Origin of the sequence: Microbacterium sp. cf046 (assembly GCF_900114345.1) — a bacterium.
Lineage (GTDB): Bacteria > Actinomycetota > Actinomycetes > Actinomycetales > Microbacteriaceae > Microbacterium.
Genome location: NZ_FOZJ01000003.1, coordinates 788,915 through 810,659, shown reverse-complemented (window position 1 = coordinate 810,659; position 21,745 = coordinate 788,915). Strand labels below are relative to the sequence as shown.

The following is a 21,745-nucleotide window of genomic DNA, read 5'->3' as shown; positions in this document are numbered from 1 at the left end:
CCGCCGACTCGTCATCCCGGCAGCGCGACGGGTCGCGATCGCTTCACCATGTGACGCGGAAGGAGTTTGGCCCGCTCTGGTCGCCGAGGGCGCGATGAGCACTCCGACCCCGGCAGACGCGATCCGCCACGCTAGTGGTGTCGGGCCGGCTCCGCTTTGGCGAAGAGGACAACGGCAAGCCCTGTGCCGAGGGCAGCGCCTATGAGCTGTGCGCCGATGAAGGGCAAGACCGAGGCGGGTGCGATTCCCGCGAAGGTGTCGGTGAAGACGCGCCCGACGGCGACTGCGGGGTTCGCGAACGAGGTGGAGCTGGTGAACCAGTAGGCGGCTCCGATGTAGGAGCCGACGGCGGCCGCGATCACGGGGATCGTGCGGCGTATTCGGGTGAGTCCGATGATCAGCAGGACGAGTCCGGCGGTGGCGACGATCTCTGCCAACAAGGTGGCGGGGGTAGCGCGGTCGGTGGTTGAGATGGCTGTGGGTGTGGCGAACATCGTGTTGGCGAGGATCGCGCCGCTGACACCGCCGGCGACCTGCGCGGCGATGTAGACGCCGAGCGCAGCGCCTGTCAGGCCGGTCCGCGATGTGCGGCCGAGGACGAAGTCGGCCAGCGACACGACGGGGTTGAAATCCGCTTCGGAGACCGGCGCGAACAGCAGGATCAGCACACCGAGGCCGAGCGCGGTGGCGATCGAATTCTCGAGGAGCTGCAGGCCGGTGTCGGTCGAGAGGCGTTGCGCGGCGATCCCGGAGCCGACGACAACGGTCACGAGCAGTCCGGTGCCGAGGAACTCAGCGAGGGCTCGCCGCCAGAGCGGTGCGCGTGTGATGGTGGGTGTGTCGACCGTCACGGGGCAGTCGCCGCGGGGGCCGGGGTCAATTCGGGGTCCTGGCCGCGGGCTCCGTTCACGAGTCGGCTCCCGCCGGGGCAAGATCGCCGATGAGCGTCTCCACGCGGCGGCGGATGTCGTTCCGGATGTGGCGGACGGTGTCGGCGTCCTGGCCGGCGGGATCGTCGAGCTCCCAATCTTCGTACCGCTTACCCGGGAAGATGGGGCAGGCGTCCCCGCAGCCCATGGTGATGACGACGTCGGACTCCCTCACGGCGTCGACGGTGAGCAGTTTCGGGGTGTTCCCGGCGATGTCGATGCCCTCTTCGCGCATGGCTTGGACCGCGACGGGATTGATCTGGTCCTTCGGCTCCGATCCGGCCGAGAGCACCTCGATGCGGTCGCCTGCCAGCGACTGCAGGTAGCCGGCGGCCATCTGCGAACGGCCCGCGTTGTGGACGCAGACGAACAGGACGGTGGGCTTGCTGCTCATGTGTGTCTCTTTCTTTCATCAAAAGCATAGACCAGCATCTATGAGTAGGTGACTCGGCGCTCGATGGGTTCGGTGAACAGTTCGTGAAGCAGGGTGCGGACGCGTGTGTCGATGTCGTCGCGGATGCGGCGGACGACGGCGAGGGGTTTGTCGACGGGGTCCTCGAGGTCCCAGTCCAGATATCGGCGGCCGGGGTAGACGGGGCAGGCGTCGCCGCATCCCATGGTGACCACGACGTCGGCGGCCCGGACAGCATCGTCCGTGAGCGGCTTGGGGAACTCGGCCCCGACTGGAACGCCGATCTCGTCGAGCGAGGCGATGATCGTCGGGCGGACCACGGTGGCGGGCGCGGAGCCGGCGGTGCGAACGATCACGCGGTCGCCCGCGAGCTGCCGAAGGATGCCCGCCGCGAGCTGCGACCGCCCGGCGTTCTGTACGCAGACGAACAGCACGGTCGGGACATCACCGTGATGCTCGGTGCGCTCGAGGGCATCCAGCCGGGACGCCGCGAACGCCGCTGCCCGGGATGCCAGCAGCGGCACTTCTCCGCCCGCGGCGAGGAGGTCGCGACTTTCCACGACGTAACGAGCGACCGTTTCACGGTTGAACGTCCCTCGGAAGCGGCCAGCGAGATCATCGATCACTCGCTCCCAGTCCGGATCATGGACGATCGTCGCCGGGGTGCCGAGGAGAGCGCTGACCCGATCCTGCTGGTCCGGGTGGATGGAGTACCAGACCCGGCGGCCGTCCGGCTCCCGCACCACGACGCCTTCCGCGTGCAGTGCCGCCATGTGATGGCTGACTGTCGGCTGGCGAAGCCCGAGCTCGTCGGCAAGTCTGCCCACCAGCGCGCGGCCGTCCGGCGACGTTTCGATGAGCCGCAGGATCCTGGCACGCGTAGGATCTGCGACCACGCTGAGTCCGGGGTTCGCAGCCTGCAAAGTCATAGATGTCAGTCTATGAGTCAGCTCGATGCGGGCGTCGCATACGAGTTCGGCACCGATTGACTCACAGAGGACCTCTTTCGTCGACCGTAACCTGTGTGTTACGGTAACTCGATCGTTACGGTAACTCGATCGTTACGTATACGAGGGGGCGGGCAAACTCATGAAGTTCTACGAGGCCGAGTCGACGATCAACGCGTCGCCTGAGCAGATCTGGCCGGTTCTGATCGATACCGAGCATTGGGCGAGCTGGGACTCCGGCGTGGTTTCGGTCAGCGGGCCGGTCGCGCTCGGTGCGAAGTTCAAGGTCGTTGCCGAGGCTGCGCCCGACCGCGCATTTCCGGTCAAAGTCACAACGGTGGATGCACCGCACAGGCTCGTGATCGTGGGTGGTGCACCTTTGGGCCTCTTCAAGGGCGAGCGCACGTTCACTCTGACCCCCGTGGGCGAGGCGACCGAGTTCACGATCCGCGAGGAATACACCGGACCGTTGCTGGGTGCGATCTGGAAGTCGATCCCTGATCTGGGTCCATCGTTCAAGCAGTTCGCCAATGGGCTCAAGAAACGCGCTGAGTCGGGTGCCTGAAGCCGCTGGAGACCCGTTCGACGCTCTCGCGGACGGGAACCGTCGGGAGATTCTGCGACTTCTCGGAACCCGTGATCTCGCGGTGCACGAACTTGCGGATGCGCTGCCCATCAGCCGCCCGGCGGTGTCGCGCCACCTGCGGTTGCTGAGCGACGCTGGTTTCGTTTCGGAGGAACGCCAGGGTACTCGGCACATCTACCACCTCAGACGCGAAGGACTTGAGGCGGTTCAGGCGTACCTTGAACGGGTGTGGGGGGATGTCGCCGCACGATTTCGACTTGTGGCTGAGAACACCCCAGACGTCGTTGAGAGAGCGCAGGATGATTGAGCCGATCACGATCTCTGTAGAGCTCGCCTGCAGCGCCGACCATGCCTTCGACACCTTCACGGGCAAGGCCAAGCTCTGGTGGCCGCGGGAGCACACGGTCAGTGCCGATCCGAACGCAGACATCGTTCTCGAGCCGAGACTGGGCGGCCGGCTGTTCGAGCGCACCTCGACCGGTGAGACCCACGAGTGGGGCGAGATCACCACGTGGGAACCGAAGCATCGCTTTTGCTACACCTGGCATATCCATTGGGACGCTTCGGATGCCACGGATGTCGAGATCACCTTCACCGACGTCGGTGATGCAGGTTCCCGGGTCGACATCGTGCACTCCGGCTGGGAACGACTCGGCGCGGACGGCGAGCGCTGGGTGCACCGGAACCGCGCTGGGTGGGACGGCATCCTCCCGGAGTTCGCGGCCGCAGCGCAATCTGCATAGGATCGCCTCCGGCTCAGTTGCATTGCTCGGAGCTCCGGATGCTGCACCCGCTGCCGTCCGTCAAGCCATCTCAGAAGAGGTCCGTCGTGCGGCCGGAGCAGACCCGGTCAGCGCTCGCGGGCGCGTTCCTCTTCGATACCGAGTTCGTCGTCGACGTCGTCCAATTCGTTCTCGAAGTCGTCTTCGTCGAAATCGTCGGCGGTGACTGCGTCTGCGTCGTATCCGGTCTGCGTGAGATAGGGATCAGGAGTGTGGTCGCTCATGCCACGAAGCTACTGGGCGCCGATTCGAGTGACGATGGACGGCAAGTGAACATCATCTGGCGCAGGTCGTTGCCTCGTCAGGAGGACTCACGCGTCGATCCATGAGCCGAAGTGCGGCGTGGTGGAACGTCAACGCCGTGTCACGGACGCTCCTTCTACGAGGTCGGCGCGCTGCGGTCCCTCAGGCTGGAGTACGGCATCCACCTCGGCACCGTCAGCGAGCGGAGTGCGGCACCAGGCCGGCCCCAATACGATCACCGGCCCATCGAGCGCAGCCTCGATGACGCCGCGCATGGGCCGGCCCGCGACGGACCCGGCAACGTGATGACGATGCTTGGGACCCCAGGCCTCGTCCGGGTCGAACGGAATCGGCACGTGCGTCCGGCCCTGACGGTCCACGGCGACCACAGTGCGGAACTTCCGCTGCTCAGTCATGAGAACCAGCATCCCGCCTCAGTCGCACCGAATGCCACGCGCGGTCGGTCTCTTGTTCTCGCGTAATGGATTGCGGTTCGCCGCGTCCTAGAGACACGGAGTGTTCACACATACCCGCCACTCCGTGTGGCTGCTCGTTCCAGCACACGGGTCGGCGTCGCACTGGGGAGGTGCGACGCCGACCCATTCCACGTCCCAGACGCGCTCGTCAGCACGCGGGCAGGGATCGACATCGGCGGTCAGCCCGGGCCGAGCTGTATCGCAAGCGCCAGGTCGAGGTCAGACTTGACGCATGAGTTTGGACCAGATCCTCTCCGAGCTGCGGAACTTCGACGGGGTGCTCGAACTGGCGCCGGAGGCGGGAAGCGACCATCCCGAGATCTCCTGGGGCGATCACTTCTTCTACTACGCGCCTGACGGGAGGGTTCCGAGCAACCGTCAGCCCTACGCAACGATCGTCACGAAGAACTACCCCGATGACGCCCAGTCGCTCCTGGATGACGCGGAGCGGTGGCGTCTGAACATTCACGTCGGATCCGAGCAGTTCGCCGATCTTGTCGGGTATCGTCCGGAGTCGATCTCGGAAAGGGACATCGATTTCTCCCAGACGGATTCGTTCCTGCCGCACCCGAGCTACGGCGCATACGGCTGGGTGTGCGTCGTGAATCCGGGTCCGTCGACCACCGCGCGTGCGCTGCAAGCGCTCCACCGAGCGCATCTGGCAGACCAGCGCCGCGTCGAGCGCCGCGGGAACCGACCCGCCGATTTGGGCCAGGGCGGATGACGGCAGCGACTGGGGGATCCTCGTCGACCACGTTGCATCACCGCGCGCAAGCCGATCGTTCGGCGGCCCCTGCGATCCGCCGGGGACCGCCTGCACGGTGCCTCAGAGCGCCGGCCTCCGCATCCGGTTCGAGAGGCTGGATCCTGCCAGGACGCCCAGTGCGATCGCGACCATGGTCGACACCGTCGCGACGAGGGATGCCGACGCCGCGGCGTCTCCTCCGAGCACGTCGGCCACGCCGACGAGTCCGAGAGCTCCCGGGACGAGGAGCCAGAAAGCCGGCGTGAAGCTGACGAGTGCGGCGGGTCCGGATGGCTGCCGCGCCACGAGCGCGGTCACGGGTGTCACGCACAGCGCACCGACGAACGCGGAGAGCACGCCGCCGAGCACCAGATCGGCGAGCACCTGGGCCGCGTACGCGACGTAGAGGACCAGGAGTATCCACGGCACGATGCGAGGCGGGGCGCAGCGATGCACCGAGATCGCGACGCCGTACACCGCGACCGCGATCCATGGCGCGACCTGTCCGAGCATCTCCGGGTGCTCGCTGAAGTCGAAGTCCGGCACACCGACGACCGCGCCCGCGGTGACGATGCCCGCGCTGAGCAGAACGAGTTGCATCGCTCCTGCGGCTGCGCGGCCGGCGCCGGAGATCATGTGACCCGTGGACAGTTCGAGCACCGCCGTGGTCAGCAGCGCGCCGGGCAGCAGCACGACGAGCGGAGCGAGCAGGGCGGCCAGGATTCCGGATCCCCAGCCGGCGCGCAGCAGCAGGAACACCACGAGCGCCACGAGGAACGCGATCGAGACGGTGATCAGCGCACCGTATCGCTGCGGCAGTCGCTCGCTCAGCATGAGCGCTGCGCCGGTGAGCAGTCCGAGCGCTGCGGCGAGCCAGACGCCCGTCCACGACGCACCGAGCAGAACCGACAGCGCGGCGCTGAGGAAGCCGTAGCCGACCACTCGCACGACGCGACCGTATGTGGGCGTCATGTCGCGGATGCGGGCGATCCGCTCGATCGTCGAGCGCGGGTCCAAGACACCGGTCCTCGCGGCATCCACCGTCTGCTGCACCTCGTTGATCTGCGAGAAGAGCAGCTGTCCGTCGGCACTGGTCACCGCACCCGTGCGATGCTGCCCGCTTCCGCGCGCCGAGACCAGGAGCGCGTTCGGAAAGACGAGCACCTCGCTTTCGGGCAGATTGTTGACGCGCGCTATGTCCCCCAGCACATCCTGGACCGTCTCCACCGAGTAGCCGGCCTGGATCATCGCGGCTCCCACAGCCTCCGCCGCAGCGAGAGTCGAAGGCGCGTCGGGGGCACCGGTCGACGCGACCGGCATGGAGCCGGTGATTCTGGCTGAGCGGGCGCTGATCGCGATGTCGCGCTCCGCGCGTCGCCGCACGGCGAGAAGGAGAATGGCCGCCACCAGGAGCACCGCCACCGCAATGAACGCCGAGATCATGTGCTGGGGTACCCGTCTGGAGGTCTTCTGGTGGTGGCCGGCGCGGCGCAGCAATCGCTCGGCCTCGGACACGTGTGGCGTGATTCCGCGAACAATACGCCCGTACACGACGCTGATCCAGATGCCTGAGGTCGGCGTCGCAGTGGCGGAGCGAACGGATCAGACTCCAGTGGTGAGCTTGAGCAGGAGGACCCCGGCAAGGGTCGTGTAGATCGTGAACATGCCCACGAACCACCATTGCCAGCGGCGGAGTCGCTTGGCTCCGCGGTCGTACTGGTCGCGGGCCTCATCGATCTCGGCCCAGGTGGGAGTGATCAGCCGGTCGATCGACGAATCGTCTTCGCTCCGGTGACCCCGGAGTCTCGTGTTTTCAGGTATTGGGCGGAATGCCTCGGGCGCGACGACGTACGTGACTGCGGAATTGGTCATGCTCTCTCCGGTTCGGGATGGCTCACGGGTCGAACCGTTGGTCGGATCTCCACCTCATGCGCAGAGCTGCGCATCATGCTCAGTGGTCGGCCCCAACCGATCCCGCTCAATCGTCTTTCGACCCGGCAAGTGTCACCCGGGATGCGAGAGATCGACCGGGGGTTGACTTCGGAACCGCGGCCGAATAGGAGGTGCGTGCGGACCGGGCGCCCGCGTCAGCTGAACGCCGCACGATACGGGCGGAAGAACTCTCGCAGTTCATGGACGTACAGCTCGGGCTGCTCGAACGGGGCGAAGTGTCCACCGCGCGGGGCATACGTCGCGCGCGCGACGTTCGCGATGCGGTCCAGCCATGCGCGCGGAGGCCGCACGAGGTCGCCGGGGAAGATCGTGAACCCGGACGGGATCTCGACCCGCCGGGAGAGCTGCTCCGCGGAGATGGTGGCGTTCGCGTTGTACATGCGCATGGATGATCCGATCGCGCCGGTCACCCAGAACTGGGTCAGCAGCGTGAGGATCTCGTCCTTCGTGAAGCACCGCTCGATGTCCCCTCCGCAGTCGCTCCAGGAGCGCAGCTTCTCGACGATCCACGCGGCCATGCCCACCGGCGAGTCCGTGAGGCCGAACGCGGCCGTCTGAGGCTTGGTGCGGTGCATCGCAGCGTACGCACCTTCGGCTGCGCCCCACGCCGCGCCGTCGTCGAGGTATTGCCGCTCATCTGGCGTGAGGTCGGATCTGTCGCCCGCGAAGAACGGCAGCCCGGCATCCATCCTGTGGACGGCGACCACGCGATCCGGGTGTTCGAGCGCGAGGAATCGCGCCACCCCGCTGCCGATGTCACCGCCCGCGGTGACGAACCTCTCGTGGCCGAGCGCAGCCATGAGGCTCGCCCAGTGATCGGCGACGTCGATCGAGGTGAACGGATGCGGCGGAGGATCGGAGTACCCGTAGCCGGGCATGTCGGGAACGATCACGTCGAACGCGTCGGCGGGATCGCCGCCGTGGGAGCCCGGATCGGTGAGCAGCGGGATGACCTTCAAATATCGCCAGAAGGAGTCGGGCCATCCGTGGTTGAGCAGAAGCGGGATCGCCGCCACGCGATCATCGGCCGCGCGGGCGTGCACCACATGGATGCCGAGGCCTCCCACCGTCACCCGCAGGTGCGGAAGCCGGCCGATCGCGTCCTCCTGCGCCTGCCAGTCGAACCCGTCGGCCCAGTAGTCCACGAGTCCACGCAGGTACGCGAGGTCGGTGCCGAGCGTCCAGCCCGCGTCCGGCGGGGCGTCGGGCCAGCGCGTCGCGCGGAGCCGGTTGCGTAGATCGTCGATCACCGCGGGGTCCGCACGCAGCTCGAACGGCTGCGTTGCGCTCACATCCGGTGGCATAGCAGCCAGGCTAGCCCTGGGCGGGGTCAGGCGACCTGGAGTCCGCACATTCCGCACACTCCGGTCGCCGAGATCTCGACGAAGCAGTCCGGGCACATCGCCCGTGGCTTCTCGTCGACCGCTGCCGGGCGGCGGACCGCGGCGGTGCGCTCAGCGCGCGCCGCCGAGCGGCGGGTCTCCACCGGAGCCGCCGGCTTCGCGATCACGGGAAGGTGCTCCCGGCAGTAGAACCGCACGTATCCGGCGTGCTGGTTGGGATGCCGGTGCTTGACCGCCCAGAGCTCGGTGCGGGGCCGCAGCTCGGAGTCCCCTCCGCAGACCGAGCACCGGGTCGGATCACCCGGCACGATCTCAGCCACGATCATGGGGGTTTCGAATGCGATCGAGTCGCGCCAGTCGGATGTCGCGGTGATCTTCATGGGTGCCTTCCTGCGGGGTCGACCCGGCGCTCGCAGAAAGCTGCGGCGCCGTCGATCGCGATGCTCGCGATGAGCGACGACCCTCCCTCAGGGTATCGCGACGACCGGTCCGGGCGCGGCGGCGGTCTCGGTCTGACCCCCGGATCCAGGGTCACCCGCGCGGTATGAAGTCGCGCTCACGGCCTCGCACACCCTTTCGGCCGCGTGGTACGTTCCGTCCACCACCATGATCCGCCATGGTCGAGCAGGAGGAACGCGCGCGCATGAGCCTCGCACGGCCGGAGACCGACCCGAACGTCACCCCCCGCAAGCTGCTGCTGCTTTCCATCCCCGCGATCCTCGTCGGGGTGGTCTCGGCGCTGATCCTGTGGCTGCTGGATCGCGCCGCCGACGCCCTGTCGAATGTGCTCTGGGACGCGCTTCCCGACGCCCTGAACGTGGATCCGAACGGCTGGTGGATCATCCTGGTGCTCACCCTCACCGGGCTGGCCGTCGGCATCGCGCTCCAGGTGCTGCCCGGTCATGGCGGCCCCGACTCGGCGACGACCGAGCTCGTCGGCACGCCGCTGCCCCTGCGCACCCTCCCCGGTCTCGCCGTGGTGACCCTGCTCGCGCTCGCCGGCGGCGTGAGCCTCGGCCCCGAGAACCCGATCATCGCGATCAACACCGCGATCATGGTCGCCGTCTTCACCCGATTCATCCCGCAGGTCTCGCCACAAGTCTCCACCCTCCTCGCTGCGTCGGCCACGATCGGCGCCCTGTTCGGCACCCCGGTGGCAGCGGCCCTCGTCTTCACCGGTCTCGTCGCAGCGGTCCGCACCGGGGGATCGCTCTGGGACAAGCTGTTCCTGCCGCTCGCCGCAGCGGGCGCGGCATCCATCACGATGCACCTGCTGGGTGCTCCCCCGTTCGCGTTCGACATGCCCGCGTACGGCCCCCCGCAGGCCTTCGACATCCTCACCGGCGCGCTGGTGGCGTGTGCGGTGACGATCGTCGGCCTCGCCGCGCTCGCCGTCTTCCCGTTGGTGTACCGAGCGCTGCATGCGCTGCGGCATCCGATCATCATCACGACCGTCGGCGGCCTCATCCTCGGCATCCTCGGCTTCATCGGCGGCCCGATCACGATGTTCAAGGGGCTCACCCAGATGGGCGAGCTGCTGAAGGATCCGAGCCAGTACGACGCCGGTCAGCTGGCGGTGATCGCGGGCATCAAGATCGTCGCACTGCTCGTGGCAGCATCCGCTCTGTTCCGCGGTGGCCGGGTCTTCCCCGCGACGTTCATCGGCGTGGCGATCGGACTGCTCATCAGCACGCTCTTCCCCTCGCTCTCCATGAGCCTGGTCGTCGCGTGCGCCGTCCTCGGAATCGTGCTCGTCGTCGCCAGGGACGGGTGGCTCGCACTCTTCATCGCCGTCGCGATACCCGGCGACATCGCGCTGCTGCCGGTGCTGTGCATCGTCGTGCTGCCGGCGTGGCTGCTGGTCTCGCAGGCACCCGAGTTCAGGATTCTGCCGGCACCTGCTCCGGGTTCGGACACCGCCGCGGGCGGGAAGCCGGCCGCCTCGTCCTAGCCGTTCCCGCTGCCGCCGTTTCCGTTCCCGTTCCCATTCCCGTTCCCGTTCCCGTTGCCGTTGTTGTTGCCCGGGCCCGAGTTGTCGTTTCCGCCGCCGTCGTCGACGACTCCCGGATCGGTCGGCTGCACCGGTGTGGGATCGAGCGTCGCGGTGGGCGCCGGCTCGTCGGTGGTCACCGGCTCGCTGGTCTGCGAGACCGCAGGTTCGGGAACGAACCCTGCGGAGATGCCGTTCCAGATGACCAGGGCGAGCACCCCGGCGACGAGCACGCCTGCCACTCCCGCGAGAATCGCGACGACACGGCCCCGTCGCCGGGCGCTCGCGGGAGCTGCACCGGCCTGAACAGGTGATGCCGGCGGGTCGGAGAGGACAGCGGTCGCAGCGGTGGGCGGCGTGACGAGCACCTGGGTCGCGTCCGTGGACTCGATCGCGGGGACGCCGGCAACCAGTGCCGTCACATCCGCCTCCTCGGAATCGAGCGAGCTGCCGCGGACCGACACCTCGAGGGCGGTCGGGCGGTCGGCCGGATCGATCGCGGTCATCGCCGTCAGCAGCGACCGCCACCCGTAGCCCCAATCGGCCGGGACCGCCGGGCTCGCCGCGAGACGTGCGGCGATCGCGTCACCGGGTGCCGGCTGCGGGAATGCGCGCTGCCCGCTGAGCGCCTCCAGGAGGACGAGCCCGAGGCTGTAGATGTCGGACGCGGGCGTCGGTGCATGCCCCCGGACCTGCTCGGGCGAGATGTACGCCGCTGTGCCGATCGCCATTCCCGGGGTCGTCACCCGCGCGGTGTCGATGAGGTAGGCGATGCCGAAGTCGGCCAGCACTGCACGGAATGTGTGCTCCGGCGTCAGCGGCGGCCGCAGGAGCACATTCGCCGGCTTGACGTCGCGATGCACGATCCCCGTGTCGTGGACGACGTGCAGGGCTTCGCCGAGGTCGGCCGCGAGGGATGCAGCATCCAGCGGCGTGATCGGACCGCGTCCGAGTCTCGTCGCGAGCGTTCCCCCGTCGATGTACTCCATGACGAGGTAGGAGCGATCGTCGGTGGACAGCTGCGCATCGAAGAGGGTGACCAGAGAGGGATGACTGAGCGAGGCGAGCAGACGCTTCTCGGATTCGCGGCGCACTGCATCGTCGTCTGCGGTCGCGCCCGCCCAGAAGACCTTCACGGCGACGGTTCGACCGAGAGCCTCGTCGGTGGCGCGCCACACCGAGCCCATGCCGCCCTCGCCGATGAGCTCGTCGAGCCGGTAGCGCCCGTCGAGCAGCTCCCCCGGGCGAGCGGGCCCGGAGGGTCGCAGATCAGTCATCACCGTCATGATCCCACCGGAGGCTGGGCGGCGTCTGGCGGTTGACAGTCCCCCGATCCTCGTGCTCTACGTCACCCGGATGAGCGTGCGCTGCCAGCCGGTCGATCCGTCCGGCGCGATCGGCGCCCGCTCCTCGATCTGGAGGTCGCCGTTCTTGTTGACGGCGCGGACCGCGACGTAGTGGGTTCCTACGGTGGCTTCCCAGTCCACGAACCACTGGACCCAGGTGTCGTCGTTGATCGGGCTGGACAGGGTGGCGGACTGCCACTCACCGTCGTCGATGCTCACTTCGACACGGTCGATGCCCACGGTCTGCGCCCACGCGACACCGGCGACCGGTGTGCGTCCGGCGGGGATGGCCTCGCCCGTCCGCGGCGTGTCCAGGCGGGACGAGAACTTGATCGGCGCCTTCGCGCTGTAGCCGCGCGGCGTCCAGTAGGCCTCGTCGGCCGCGAACGTCGTGACCTTGAGTTCGCTCAGCCACTTCGTCGCCGAGACGTAGCCGTACAAGCCGGGAACGACCATCCGCACCGGGAAGCCGTGCTCGAGCGGCAGCGGCTCGCCGTTCATGCCGACCGCGAGGATCGCATCCAGTCCGTCGTCCGTCAGCGACTCGAGCGGGGTGCCCGCGGTGAAGCCGTCCACGCTCCGCGACAGCACCATGTCGGCATCTGCCGTCGGTCCCGCCAGCTTCAGCACCTCGCGCACCGGAACGCCGAGCCAGATCGCGTTGCCGAGCAGCTCGCCTCCGACTTCGTTCGACACGCACGTCAGGGTGATCGCATACTCGTCGAGCCCCATGGCGATCAGATCGGCGAAGCTCAGCTCCACGCGCTTGTCGACCATGCCGTCGATCACGAGGCGCCATGCATCCGGATCCACCGAGGGCACGGTGAGCGCGGTGTCGACGCGGTAGAAGTCCGCGTTCGGCGTGATCAGCGGCGAGATGCCGGGAACGTCGAGCTCCGCGCCTGCCGGAACCGTGACCTTCGAGGCGGGGGCGGGCAGCTTGAGCGCCTTGCGGACCGCGACGATCGACGACGCCGTCGCGTTGATGAGGGCGCGGGCACCGACCCCGACGATGAGCGCCGAGGCTCCGGCGATCCCCGTGATCCGGAAGAAGGCGCGGCGATCGACGGATGCCGGCGATGCAGCGCCCTTGGGGTGCACGGTCGGTTGCTCCATCGGAGTCGCGTCCGTCGACGCGGCAGCCCATCCGCGCAGCCGGGCGCTCAGGTACCAGAGGATGAACCCGCCGGCGAGGGCTCCGACGATGGGCGGCACCGAAGCGAGCGGGGTCGCGCCCGCGCGGGTCACGATCGCGGCGACCGACAGGGCGCCGGCGATGCCGAGGGCGACCACGCCCAGCGGCGGCTTGACGAACTGGAGGATGCCGGCGATCGCGGACGCGAACAGCACGGCGAGTCCGAGCCCTGCGAGAAGGGCGATCTTGTCGTACTCGCCGAATGTCGCGATCGCGAACTCCTTGAACGGCTGGGGCACGATGTCGATCACGAATCCGCCGACGGCGAGGATCGGACTGCCCTCTCGCGCGACCAGCAGGGCGGTGAGCTCGGCGGCGGCCAGGAACACCGCCGCGCTCACGACGCCCGAGAGGGCCGCCAGGGCCCAGAATCCGAGCGTCGTCCGACGCATCCTCTTCGCCATTTGCCGATCTCCGCATCCGCAGGGGATCCCCCACCTCAGCTCTTGTTCGTCGCGGAGGGGGTTTCGGATCGTTCGGTGCGTGTTCCGGTCACCACAGCTGGGCGAGCAGACCGGCGAAGACCTCCTCGGCGTCGATGTCCGATCCCCGGCGGGCGAACCAGGTGCAGACGTTGACGACGTCGCGATGCAGGAAATCCAGGCCGTGCGGGTTGGCCGCCAGGTCGACGATCTGCGGCAGGTCGATCACCACGACGCGGCCCTCGTCGGTGATGAGCAGGTTGTAGGCCGAGAGATCGCCGTGCGCGTACCCGCTGCGCGCGAAGGATGTGAGGATCGCGATGACCTGCTCAGCCGCCCCCTGAAGCTCGCTCCCGCGCAGTCGCGTCTGCGCGAGCCGTGGCGCAGCCGTGCGGCCTGTGCCGATGAACTCCATCAGCAGCTCGGTGCCGCTCAGCTGCACGGGGTACGGGACCGGGATGCCGGCCTCCCACGCGCTGCACAGTGCATCGAACTCGCTCGTCGCCCAGTGACCGGCCGAGACCAGCCGACCGTACGTCGACTTGCGGGCGGCCGCACGGGCGTCGCGCGAGCGCCGCATCCGCCTTCCCTCCTCGTAACGGCCCTCGCGATGGAAGTCGCTGTGCTGTGAGCTGCGGTAGCGCTTGGCCGCGAGGAAGCAGCCGGCGGTGCCGGGTATCGCCCGCTCGAGGAGGAAGACATCCGCCTCCTTCCCGGTCTTGACGACCCCGAGTTCGGTGTCGTACGCGGCGGCGGCCGTGACGAGCCAGTCGGGACGCGGCAGCGGCCCGCGCTCGGACGGCGTGGTCTGTGGCCAGGTGGACCATCGCTGATCCGGTCCCGGCTCGTCAGGGTCGAGGACGGATTGCGGGTCGAGATCGAGTGCGTGGCGAGGTGCGGGCAGTTCGAAAGACATGAGGTGAGCTCCGGAGTGGGAGGCCACCTCGCGGAATCAGCGGGCGACCTCGGTGAAGGGGTGAGAGAGGCGCGCGACAGCGTCAGCCATGATGATCACTCCCTTCTTCCAGCCGGTCCCGTCCACCATAGTCGGCGGGCTCGGTCGGCGACAGAGTGGATGCACCCGGTAGCGTCGAGGACATGACGGCCACGGTCCGGGTCGCGACCCGCGACGACACGCGTGCGATCGCCACGGTCAGGATCGAGTCGTGGCGTGCCGGGTACGACGGCCTGATCGCCAGAGAGGTGCTCGACCGGATGGATGTCGAGCACGAGGCGCGGCGCAGGGGCGAGCTGTGGGATCAGTACCATTCCGACCCCCGCAGCGTGGAGCTGCTCGCCGAGGTCGACGGCGATCTCGCGGGCTGGGCAGCGGTAGGTCCGTCGATCGACGAAGATCTTCCCGACGACGGGCAGGTGTACGCGATCTACGCCCTGCCGCGATTCTGGTCGGCCGGGGTCGGTCATGCGCTCATGACGGATGCCGAGACGCGCCTCGTCGCCGCCGGCTTCGACCGTGCGCACCTGTGGGTGCTGGAAGGCAACGAGCGTGCCGCCGCGTTCTACGAACGCCACGGCTGGCGGGAGGACGGCGCGATCCAAGACGACGATCAGCTGATCCGGGGCGATCACCCTCAGACCCTTCGCGAGCGCCGGCGCGTGCGGGACCTCCGGGAGGATCTCGGTCGGCGAGCGGCCAACTGACCACCGGGAATAATGGGAGCGTGTCGACGACTCGCACCGGCTACAGCGCGATCTCGAGCTTCTCCCGTGTCGAGATCCTCGCACTCGTCCAGTCGCGGCCCGAGCGCACGATCGCCGAGCTCACCGAGGCGACCGGCCTGCACGCGAACACCGTCCGCGAGCATCTGCAGCGCCTCATCGAGGCCGGTCACGTGATCCAGAGCACCGAGCGTCGGACGACGCGAGGACGACCGCGCACGCTCTATTCCGCTGCGACCGGCGACGACGACGCATCGAGTCCGATCGCCCGCCGCAAGGTGCGCGACGCCGCCGACCGAGGCGACATCATGCGCCGCGTCATGCCGTGGACCGGCGACGCGGTGGAGAGCATCGGGCGCGCTGCGACCCACCAGCTGGATGCGATCGTGGACAATCTGGCCGAGTCGGGGTTCGACCCGCTCGTCGATGAAACCGGGCTCACGATCGACCTCTCGCCGTGCCCGCATGCGACCGCTCAGGCGGGCCATCGGCAGACACTGTGCACCGTCCACCTCGGACTCATGCAGGCGGTGCTCGCCGAGGCCGGCGGACCGCTTCAGGCATCCTGCATCCGCTCGTCCGACCGCCCGTCCGACTGCGTGGTGGAGCTGTCCATGGCCTGAGCGGTCACCGGTCACCATTTTGCACGGCCCGCGGCCTTTCATCGGAACGGAGCGCCTGTGTACCGTGACGAGCAGGGACCGGACGGAAGGGTGCACGGATGGATCTGCTCGACCCGCTGCTCTTGGCGAGATGGCAATTCGGCCTGACGACGCTCTATCACTTCCTGTTCGTCCCGCTCACGCTGGGGATGGCGCTGACCGTCTCGATCTTCCAAACGGCGTGGTACCGCACCGGAAAGCTGAAGTGGCTGCACCTCACGCGGTTCTTCGGCAAGATCTTCCTGATCAACTTCGCGATGGGAGTCGTCACCGGCATCGTGCAGGAGTTCCAGTTCGGGATGAACTGGTCGTCGTACTCCCGGTTCGTCGGCGACGTCTTCGGAGCCCCGCTCGCCTTCGAGGGCCTGATGGCCTTCTTCTTCGAGGCGACATTCATCGGCCTGTGGATCTTCGGATGGGACAAGCTGCCCAAGGGCCTGCATCTGGCGAGCATCTGGATCGCGACGATCGGCGCGTGGTTCTCGGCCTACTTCATCCTCGCCGCGAACGCATTCATGCAGAACCCGGTCGGCTTCAAGATGGCCGAAGACGGCGGCCGCGCGGAGATGACCGACTTCTTCGCCGTGCTGACCAACCCCGTCGCCCTTGCCGCTCTCCCGCACACCCTCTTCGCGGCGTTCATGATGACGATGGGCGTGATCATCTCGATCTCGGCCTGGCACCTCGTGCGCAGGCAGAACATCGACATGATGCGCTCGTCCCTGCGCTACGGCCTCTGGGGCATGATCATCGCCTTCGCCGGCGTCGCCCTCTCGGGCGACCAGCTGGGGCTCGTGATGGTCTCCACGCAGCCGATGAAGATGGCCGCGGCCGAGGCGCTGTTCGACACGGCGTGCGGAGCGGACGCCTCGTTCTCGATCTTCACGCTCGGCACGCCCGACGGCACGAGCGAGCTCTTCTCGATCCGCGTGCCGTACCTGCTCGCGTTCCTGTCGACGCACACGCTCGACGGATGCGTGGAGGGCATCAACGACCTGAATGCGCTGTACGCGACGGAGATGTTCCCGCAGTTCGCCGACCAGGTGGACGGCAACTTCGCTCCGATCCTGTGGATCACCTACTGGTCGTTCCGCTGGATGATCGGTCTCGGTGCGGTCGCAGCCCTCACCGCCGTGGTCGGGCTGTGGCTCACCCGCAGGAAGGCGAAGCGCGATGTGCCGGTGTGGGCGTGGCGCCTCGCGATCTGGGCGTGGCCGGCATCCCTTCTCGCGATCCTCGTGGGGTGGATCTTCACCGAGATGGGGCGCCAGCCCTGGATCGTGTTCAGCCTCATGCTCACCGAGGACGGCGTCTCACCGAGCGTTCCGGGGTGGACTGTGCTGATCTCGCTCGTCGCGTTCACTGCGATCTACGCCATCCTCGCCGTCGTCGAGGTCGGACTGATCATGAAGACGGCCCACGCCGGTCCTGATCCGGTGCCCGAACCGGGGAGCGACGGCGCGGAGCCGCCGGCGCTCGAAGACACCCCGACGACGGTCTACTAGGAACGGGAGGACAACGCCATGGATCTCGCATACCTCTGGTTCTGGATCGTCGGATTCCTCTTCGTCGGGTACTTCGTGCTCGACGGGTTCGACTTCGGTGTCGGCATGTCGCTGCCGTTCCTCGGCAAGGACGACATCAGCCGCCGCCAGATCATCAACACGATCGGGCCCGTGTGGGACCTCAACGAGACGTGGGTCATCGTGGCTGGCGCGTGCCTGTTCGCCGCGTTCCCGGAGTGGTACGCCACGCTCTTCAGCGGTTTCTATCTCGCGCTGCTGCTGATCCTGCTGGCGCTGATCCTGCGCGGAGTCTCATTCGAGTACCGGCACCAGCGAGACGGCCTGCGGTGGAAGCGCGGCTTCGATGCGATGATCGTGATCGGCTCGGCGGTGCCGGCGCTGCTGTGGGGCGTCGCGGTCGCCAATATCGTCCAGGGCGTGCCCCTGGATGCCGACCACGAGTTCACCGGCTCCCTGCTGACGCTGCTGAACCCCTACGGCCTGCTGGGCGGACTCACCACGCTCCTGCTCTTCTTCACGCACGGCGTGTACTTCGTCGCGCTCAAGACCGACGGCCAGGTGCACGACGACGCCCGGCGGCTCGCCCGCCGTTCGGGCATGCTCACCGTCGTCGTGGCCGCCGCGTTCCTGGTATGGACGATCTTCATCGCCGCAGGGCACGGGTCCCCGCTGATGGCACTGGTGATCGCCGGCGCGGGCATCGCAGCGGTCACGCTGATCATGTCGCTCGTGTTCAACATGCGCGACCGTGAGGGCTGGGCGTTCGGATTCGGAGCTGCGACGATCGTCGCAGCGGTGCTGACACTCTGGTTCGCACTGTTCCCCTACGTCATGCCCTCATCGACCGACATCGCGAACAGCCTGACCATCGAGAACGCGTCGAGCACGGACTACACGCTGACGATCATGTCGTGGGCCGCGCTGATCTTCCTGCCGCTGGTGCTGGCCTACCAGGCCTGGACGTACTGGGTGTTCCGCAAGCGGGTGACACGATCCCGGATCGAGAAGGCGGCGGCAGCGGTTCATTGACGCCGCGGCATCCCGCCCGGGCGCCGTTCCGACCACGGGATAGGGTCGAAGCGCTGTGATGAGTGAGACCGTGGACGCGCCGCCGCGTGAGCGCGTGCGTCCCGTCGACCCTCGGCTGCTGCGCTACGCACGCGCATCCCGCACGTTCTTCGTTCTCATCACGATCATCGGAGTCGCCCAGACCGCGGTGATCGTCGCGATCGCCTGGCTGCTCACGATCGCGATCACCGGCGCGATCGACGGGATGCCGCTTCCCGGGCTCGCGACCACCCTGATCTGGCTGACGGCGGCATTCGCCGCACGCGCCGCGCTGCTGTGGGTCCGCGAGTGGGCGAGCGCGCGCGCAGCCGCGCGGGTGCAGCTGCAATTGCGCAGCGCCCTTGTGGACGCGGTCGGAGACCTCGGACCCGGCTGGCTCTCCACGCGGAATTCCGCGCAGCTCGCGGTCACCGCCGGCCGCGGCCTGGACGCGCTGGACGCGTACTTCGGCCGCTACCTGCCCCAGCTCGTGCTCACGGTGATCGCGACGCCGGTGATCGTGCTCGTCATGTGGTCGCAGGACTGGATCAGCGGACTGACCGTCCTGCTGACCCTCCCCCTCATCCCGATCTTCATGGTGCTGATCGGCCTCGCGACCCGAACAGTGCAGAAGCGGCAGTGGCAGACGCTCACGCACCTCGCGGCGCGGTTCTCGGACACCGTGCACGGGCTGAGCACGCTCAAGGTCTTCGGGCGGCAGGGCAGGGCCGCGGCATCCATCGAGCGGGTGACCGACGACTACCGGCGCGAGACGATGAAGGTGCTCCGCGTGTCGTTCATGTCCGGCTTCACCCTCGAGTTCCTGGCGAGCATCTCGGTGGCGATCATCGCCGTGTCGATCGGGTTCCGCCTGCTCGACGGCTCGCTCTCGCTCGTCGTCGGACTGTTCGTGCTCCTGCTGGCTCCGGAGGCGTACCTTCCGCTCCGCAAGGTCGGCGTGCAGTTCCACGCCGCGGCCGAGGGCGTGGCCGCGACCGACGACGTCTTCGGAGTGCTCGATGCCGCGCGCACGTCCGGGACGCGTGCGCCGCGGGGTTCGGGCGCGGCCCCCGCCCACGGCGATCTCGTCGTGCGAGACCTCGTGGTCCGCTACGGCGACGACGTGCTCCCACCGCTCTCGCTGCATGCCCCACCCGGCACCGTGACCCTGATCGAGGGCCCGAGCGGAGCAGGGAAGTCGAGCCTGTTCGCGGCGCTCCGCGGTGCCGCGGCATGGAGCGGCAGGGCATCCTACGGCGGCGTGGACGTCGCGCGATTGTCACCGTCTCAATGGCTCGCATGGTCGGGTCAGCAGCCCGCTCTGATCGCGGGCACGATCGCCTCCAACGTCGCGCTCGGCGACGCGGATGCGGACGGTGCTCTCGTGTCGGCCGCGCTCGGGCTCGCCACAGCCGGCGACCTCGATCCGGCGTTCGTGCTCGGCGTGCAGGGCGCCGGGCTGTCCGGCGGGCAGGCGCAGCGCGTGTCGGTCGCCCGGGCCGTGTACCGCCTGCTCTCCGGTCGCGCCGACGTGATCGCCCTCGATGAGCCGAGCGCGGCCCTGGACGGCTCCACCGAAGTGGTGCTGTGGGCGAATCTGCGCGAGCTGGCCGATCGCGGCGCGACAGTGCTCCTGGTCTCGCACCGCGTCAGCGCCCGATCGATCGCGGACGAGATCGTCCGCGTCGAGGCACGGGAGGTGATGGCATGACGAGCATCGGCAGGGTGCCGACCGCCTCCACGACCGGCGACGTCCTGCGCGGCGCCATGCCGCCGTTGCGCCGGTTCTGGCCCGGAGCCGTCGCGGGACTCCTCTCCGAGGCATCGGCCGTCGCCCTGCTCGCAGTGAGCGCGTGGCTCATCGTCCGCGCGAGCGAGCAGCCGCTCATCCTGTATCTCTCCGCCGCCGTGGTCGGCGTGCGACTGTTCGCGCTCTCCCGAGCATCGTTCCGGTACGTCGAGCGGCTCACGGGCCACGATGCCGCCCTTCGCCAGCTCGCCTCGACCCGTTCGTCGCTGGTCCGGCGGCTCATTCCGCTCTCGCCCGACGGCCTCGGAACGACCCCGCGAGGGTCGATCCTCGGCGCGCTCGTGGACGACGTGGATGAGCTGCAGAACCTGCCGCTGCGCGTCGTCCAGCCCCTCGTCGCCTCGGCGCTCGTGGCCGCGGCATCCGTCGTCTTCATGGCGTTCGTCTCGTGGCCCGCCGCACTCACCCTGCTCGCATGTCTGCTCGCGGCCGGCGCGGCCTCGGCACTCTGGGGCTGGGCGGCGGGCGCACGGGCGGAGCGCGACATCGCGCCGCTGCGGGCGCAGCTGGCGGACGCCGTGCTCGACCACCTGGGCAGTCTCGATGTGCTGATCGCCTTCGGAGCCGAGGATACTGCGCGCGAACGCATCCGCGCCGCCGACGTCGCGGTGCACCGAGCCGTCGTCCGTCGCGCGCTCGGCCAGGCCGGCACTGCCGCGGTCGTGTCGCTCCTGGCCGGCATCGCCTCGATCTCGGCGCTCCTGGTCACCGCCCCCCAGCACGCGGACGGCGGTCTCGCCGCGCCGCTGCTCGCAGTGGCCGTGCTCGTGCCGATGGCGGTCTTCGACGTCTTCGGATCCGTCCCGCTCGCGGCATCCGCGTGGCGTCAGGTGCGCGCGAGCGCGAGCCGGATCGCGGACGCGCTGCCCGCGGAGCTTCCCGCGGGCCTCGTCGACGAAGTCGTCGCGCCGACAGGGATCGCGCCGGCGCTGGGTGACGGCATCCGCCTGCGCGGCGTATCGGCTCGGTGGCCGGGCGCCGACGGCGACTCGCTGCACGAGATCGATCTGGACGTCCGCCCCGGCGAGCGGGTGCTCGTGGTCGGCTCGAGCGGAGCCGGCAAGACCACGCTCGCGCACGCGTTGGTGCGCTTCCTCGAAGTCGACGGTTCGTTCACGATCGGCGGCACGTCGGTTCGGGAGATATCGGGGGACGACGTGCGCCTCACGATCGGCCTGTGCGAACAGCGGCCCATGCTCTTCGACGAGGACATCCGCCAGAACCTGCTGTTCGCGAACGACACGTCGTCGGATGCCGACCTCCTCGCCGTGCTCGAGCGTGTCGGGCTCGGCGCGTGGGTTCGCGCTCGCGGCGGCCTCGACGCGGCGGTCGGCGAGCGCGGCGGGCTGGTCTCGGGAGGTCAGGCTCAGCGGATCGCGCTCGCGCGGGCACTGCTGCGAGGATTCCCGGTGCTCGTGCTGGACGAGCCGACCGCGGGGGTCGACCCGGCGGCATCCGACGCGCTGCTGACCGACCTGCTCTCGGCGGTCGGCGAGGATCAGGCAGTCGTGCTGATCTCGCACGTCGCCGTGCCGGCGGGCCTCATCGACCGGCACGTGCGGCTCGTGCACGGCCGCGTCGTCGGCTGAGCCCTGCCTCCGGCATCCGGGATCGACTTGCCCTGTATGCAGACGACACGCCGAGGCACGCC

Annotated in this window: 23 protein-coding genes; 11 read left to right on the top strand and 12 right to left on the bottom strand. The window is 68.6% G+C overall.

All coding sequences use genetic code 11. From position 1 onward, the window contains the following. Window positions 1-131: 131 nt before the first annotated feature. The 3 genes from BM349_RS16225 to BM349_RS16215 are packed head-to-tail and all read right to left on the bottom strand — an operon-like array spanning window position 132 to window position 2,270. Window positions 132-851 carry an aquaporin gene (locus tag BM349_RS16225; RefSeq protein ID WP_091708297.1) on the bottom strand — a complete coding sequence of 240 codons (720 nt, stop codon included), beginning with the start codon at window positions 849-851 and terminating at the stop codon, window positions 132-134. A 55-nt stretch (window positions 852-906) separates the two neighbouring features. Continuing rightward, on the bottom strand, window positions 907-1,323 hold the full coding sequence (locus BM349_RS16220; RefSeq protein WP_091708295.1) for an arsenate reductase ArsC: 417 nt from the start codon (window positions 1,321-1,323) through the stop codon (window positions 907-909). A 38-nt stretch (window positions 1,324-1,361) separates the two neighbouring features. After that, entirely contained in the window at window positions 1,362-2,270 is a 909-nt protein-coding gene (locus BM349_RS16215) for a metalloregulator ArsR/SmtB family transcription factor (RefSeq protein WP_091708293.1), read from the bottom strand. 160 nt (window positions 2,271-2,430) lie between these two features. Here BM349_RS16215 and BM349_RS16210 point away from each other — a divergent pair, with 160 nt between their 5' ends. The 3 genes from BM349_RS16210 to BM349_RS16200 are packed head-to-tail and all read left to right on the top strand — an operon-like array spanning window position 2,431 to window position 3,617. Beyond that, window positions 2,431-2,853 (top strand): SRPBCC domain-containing protein, encoded by a 423-nt coding sequence (locus tag BM349_RS16210; RefSeq protein WP_091708291.1) that lies wholly within the window; start codon window positions 2,431-2,433, stop codon window positions 2,851-2,853. Further along, entirely contained in the window at window positions 2,819-3,181 is a 363-nt protein-coding gene (locus tag BM349_RS16205) for an ArsR/SmtB family transcription factor (RefSeq protein ID WP_091708289.1), read from the top strand. The genes BM349_RS16210 and BM349_RS16205 overlap by 35 nt, the downstream gene beginning before the upstream one ends. Beyond that, window positions 3,174-3,617 (top strand): SRPBCC domain-containing protein, encoded by a 444-nt coding sequence (locus tag BM349_RS16200; RefSeq protein ID WP_175525334.1) that lies wholly within the window; start codon window positions 3,174-3,176, stop codon window positions 3,615-3,617. The genes BM349_RS16205 and BM349_RS16200 overlap by 8 nt, the downstream gene beginning before the upstream one ends. Before the next feature lie 107 nt (window positions 3,618-3,724). Here the strand turns inward: BM349_RS16200 and BM349_RS18810 are convergent, their stop codons facing one another. Both BM349_RS18810 and BM349_RS16195 read right to left on the bottom strand, forming a co-directional pair. After that, the gene (locus tag BM349_RS18810; RefSeq protein ID WP_175525333.1) at window positions 3,725-3,880 is read right to left on the bottom strand and encodes a hypothetical protein; all 156 of its coding nucleotides are present in this window, start codon (window positions 3,878-3,880) and stop codon (window positions 3,725-3,727) included. 129 nt (window positions 3,881-4,009) lie between these two features. Continuing rightward, window positions 4,010-4,315, bottom strand: coding sequence for a hypothetical protein (locus tag BM349_RS16195; protein WP_139230951.1), 306 nt, complete (start codon window positions 4,313-4,315; stop codon window positions 4,010-4,012). A 292-nt stretch (window positions 4,316-4,607) separates the two neighbouring features. Between BM349_RS16195 and BM349_RS16190 the strand changes: the two genes are divergently transcribed. Then, the gene (locus BM349_RS16190) at window positions 4,608-5,099 is read left to right on the top strand and encodes a DUF6194 family protein (RefSeq protein WP_091708283.1); all 492 of its coding nucleotides are present in this window, start codon (window positions 4,608-4,610) and stop codon (window positions 5,097-5,099) included. Window positions 5,100-5,201: 102 nt separating this feature from the next. Here the strand turns inward: BM349_RS16190 and BM349_RS16185 are convergent, their stop codons facing one another. The 4 genes from BM349_RS16185 to BM349_RS16170 form a co-directional block, all read right to left on the bottom strand. Further along, window positions 5,202-6,635, bottom strand: coding sequence for a threonine/serine exporter family protein (locus tag BM349_RS16185; RefSeq protein WP_139230950.1), 1,434 nt, complete (start codon window positions 6,633-6,635; stop codon window positions 5,202-5,204). 87 nt (window positions 6,636-6,722) lie between these two features. Continuing rightward, window positions 6,723-6,992, bottom strand: a complete 270-nt coding sequence (locus tag BM349_RS16180) for a hypothetical protein (RefSeq protein ID WP_091708279.1) — start codon at window positions 6,990-6,992, stop codon at window positions 6,723-6,725. 215 nt (window positions 6,993-7,207) lie between these two features. Continuing rightward, a complete protein-coding gene (locus BM349_RS16175; RefSeq protein ID WP_091708277.1) occupies window positions 7,208-8,377 on the bottom strand; it encodes an epoxide hydrolase family protein in 1,170 nt (389 codons plus the stop codon). Window positions 8,378-8,403: 26 nt separating this feature from the next. After that, on the bottom strand, window positions 8,404-8,796 hold the full coding sequence (locus BM349_RS16170; RefSeq protein WP_091708275.1) for a glucose-6-phosphate dehydrogenase: 393 nt from the start codon (window positions 8,794-8,796) through the stop codon (window positions 8,404-8,406). Between the two features lie 236 nt (window positions 8,797-9,032). Here BM349_RS16170 and BM349_RS16165 point away from each other — a divergent pair, with 236 nt between their 5' ends. Continuing rightward, window positions 9,033-10,367, top strand: coding sequence for an ion channel protein (locus BM349_RS16165; protein WP_254773944.1), 1,335 nt, complete (start codon window positions 9,033-9,035; stop codon window positions 10,365-10,367). Here the strand turns inward: BM349_RS16165 and BM349_RS16160 are convergent. The 3 genes from BM349_RS16160 to BM349_RS16150 all read right to left on the bottom strand — a co-directional run bounded on the left by BM349_RS16160 (window position 10,364) and on the right by BM349_RS16150 (window position 14,285). Next, a complete protein-coding gene (locus tag BM349_RS16160) occupies window positions 10,364-11,683 on the bottom strand; it encodes a serine/threonine-protein kinase (RefSeq protein ID WP_175525332.1) in 1,320 nt (439 codons plus the stop codon). The genes BM349_RS16165 and BM349_RS16160 overlap by 4 nt on opposite strands. A gap of 66 nt (window positions 11,684-11,749) precedes the next feature. Beyond that, on the bottom strand, window positions 11,750-13,339 hold the full coding sequence (locus BM349_RS16155) for a molybdopterin-dependent oxidoreductase (protein WP_254773943.1): 1,590 nt from the start codon (window positions 13,337-13,339) through the stop codon (window positions 11,750-11,752). 100 nt (window positions 13,340-13,439) lie between these two features. After that, window positions 13,440-14,285, bottom strand: a complete 846-nt coding sequence (locus BM349_RS16150; protein ID WP_091708269.1) for a serine protein kinase RIO — start codon at window positions 14,283-14,285, stop codon at window positions 13,440-13,442. A gap of 182 nt (window positions 14,286-14,467) precedes the next feature. On the opposite strand from BM349_RS16150, the gene BM349_RS16145 reads away from it, so the two are divergent. The 6 genes from BM349_RS16145 to cydC all read left to right on the top strand — a co-directional run bounded on the left by BM349_RS16145 (window position 14,468) and on the right by cydC (window position 21,683). Next, window positions 14,468-15,031, top strand: a complete 564-nt coding sequence (locus BM349_RS16145; RefSeq protein WP_091708266.1) for a GNAT family N-acetyltransferase — start codon at window positions 14,468-14,470, stop codon at window positions 15,029-15,031. 20 nt (window positions 15,032-15,051) lie between these two features. Next, entirely contained in the window at window positions 15,052-15,672 is a 621-nt protein-coding gene (locus BM349_RS16140; RefSeq protein WP_091708264.1) for an ArsR family transcriptional regulator, read from the top strand. Between the two features lie 98 nt (window positions 15,673-15,770). Further along, window positions 15,771-17,216, top strand: coding sequence for a cytochrome ubiquinol oxidase subunit I (locus BM349_RS16135; protein WP_091708262.1), 1,446 nt, complete (start codon window positions 15,771-15,773; stop codon window positions 17,214-17,216). Between the two features lie 18 nt (window positions 17,217-17,234). Further along, the gene (gene cydB / locus BM349_RS16130; RefSeq protein WP_091708260.1) at window positions 17,235-18,266 is read left to right on the top strand and encodes a cytochrome d ubiquinol oxidase subunit II; all 1,032 of its coding nucleotides are present in this window, start codon (window positions 17,235-17,237) and stop codon (window positions 18,264-18,266) included. Window positions 18,267-18,324: 58 nt separating this feature from the next. Further along, window positions 18,325-19,995, top strand: coding sequence for a thiol reductant ABC exporter subunit CydD (gene cydD, locus BM349_RS16125; RefSeq protein ID WP_091708259.1), 1,671 nt, complete (start codon window positions 18,325-18,327; stop codon window positions 19,993-19,995). Further along, a complete protein-coding gene (gene cydC, locus BM349_RS16120; protein WP_091708258.1) occupies window positions 19,992-21,683 on the top strand; it encodes a thiol reductant ABC exporter subunit CydC in 1,692 nt (563 codons plus the stop codon). The genes cydD and cydC overlap by 4 nt, the downstream gene beginning before the upstream one ends. Window positions 21,684-21,745 lie beyond the last annotated feature (62 nt).

Coding starts and splice junctions, on each gene's coding strand:
- BM349_RS16220 (WP_091708295.1), bottom strand. CDS start 1,323: ATGAGCAGCAAGCCCACCGTCCTGTTCGTCTGCGTCCACAACGCGGGC.
- BM349_RS16215 (WP_091708293.1), bottom strand. CDS start 2,270: ATGACTTTGCAGGCTGCGAACCCCGGACTCAGCGTGGTCGCAGATCCT.
- BM349_RS16210 (WP_091708291.1), top strand. CDS start 2,431: ATGAAGTTCTACGAGGCCGAGTCGACGATCAACGCGTCGCCTGAGCAG.
- BM349_RS16205 (WP_091708289.1), top strand. CDS start 2,819: ATGGGCTCAAGAAACGCGCTGAGTCGGGTGCCTGAAGCCGCTGGAGAC.
- BM349_RS16200 (WP_175525334.1), top strand. CDS start 3,174: ATGATTGAGCCGATCACGATCTCTGTAGAGCTCGCCTGCAGCGCCGAC.
- BM349_RS18810 (WP_175525333.1), bottom strand. CDS start 3,880: ATGAGCGACCACACTCCTGATCCCTATCTCACGCAGACCGGATACGAC.
- BM349_RS16195 (WP_139230951.1), bottom strand. CDS start 4,315: ATGACTGAGCAGCGGAAGTTCCGCACTGTGGTCGCCGTGGACCGTCAG.
- BM349_RS16190 (WP_091708283.1), top strand. CDS start 4,608: ATGAGTTTGGACCAGATCCTCTCCGAGCTGCGGAACTTCGACGGGGTG.
- BM349_RS16180 (WP_091708279.1), bottom strand. CDS start 6,992: ATGACCAATTCCGCAGTCACGTACGTCGTCGCGCCCGAGGCATTCCGC.
- BM349_RS16175 (WP_091708277.1), bottom strand. CDS start 8,377: ATGCCACCGGATGTGAGCGCAACGCAGCCGTTCGAGCTGCGTGCGGAC.
- BM349_RS16170 (WP_091708275.1), bottom strand. CDS start 8,796: ATGAAGATCACCGCGACATCCGACTGGCGCGACTCGATCGCATTCGAA.
- BM349_RS16165 (WP_254773944.1), top strand. CDS start 9,033: ATGGTCGAGCAGGAGGAACGCGCGCGCATGAGCCTCGCACGGCCGGAG.
- BM349_RS16160 (WP_175525332.1), bottom strand. CDS start 11,683: ATGACTGATCTGCGACCCTCCGGGCCCGCTCGCCCGGGGGAGCTGCTC.
- BM349_RS16155 (WP_254773943.1), bottom strand. CDS start 13,339: ATGCGTCGGACGACGCTCGGATTCTGGGCCCTGGCGGCCCTCTCGGGC.
- BM349_RS16150 (WP_091708269.1), bottom strand. CDS start 14,285: ATGTCTTTCGAACTGCCCGCACCTCGCCACGCACTCGATCTCGACCCG.
- BM349_RS16145 (WP_091708266.1), top strand. CDS start 14,468: ATGACGGCCACGGTCCGGGTCGCGACCCGCGACGACACGCGTGCGATC.
- BM349_RS16135 (WP_091708262.1), top strand. CDS start 15,771: ATGGATCTGCTCGACCCGCTGCTCTTGGCGAGATGGCAATTCGGCCTG.
- cydB (WP_091708260.1), top strand. CDS start 17,235: ATGGATCTCGCATACCTCTGGTTCTGGATCGTCGGATTCCTCTTCGTC.
- cydD (WP_091708259.1), top strand. CDS start 18,325: ATGAGTGAGACCGTGGACGCGCCGCCGCGTGAGCGCGTGCGTCCCGTC.
- cydC (WP_091708258.1), top strand. CDS start 19,992: ATGACGAGCATCGGCAGGGTGCCGACCGCCTCCACGACCGGCGACGTC.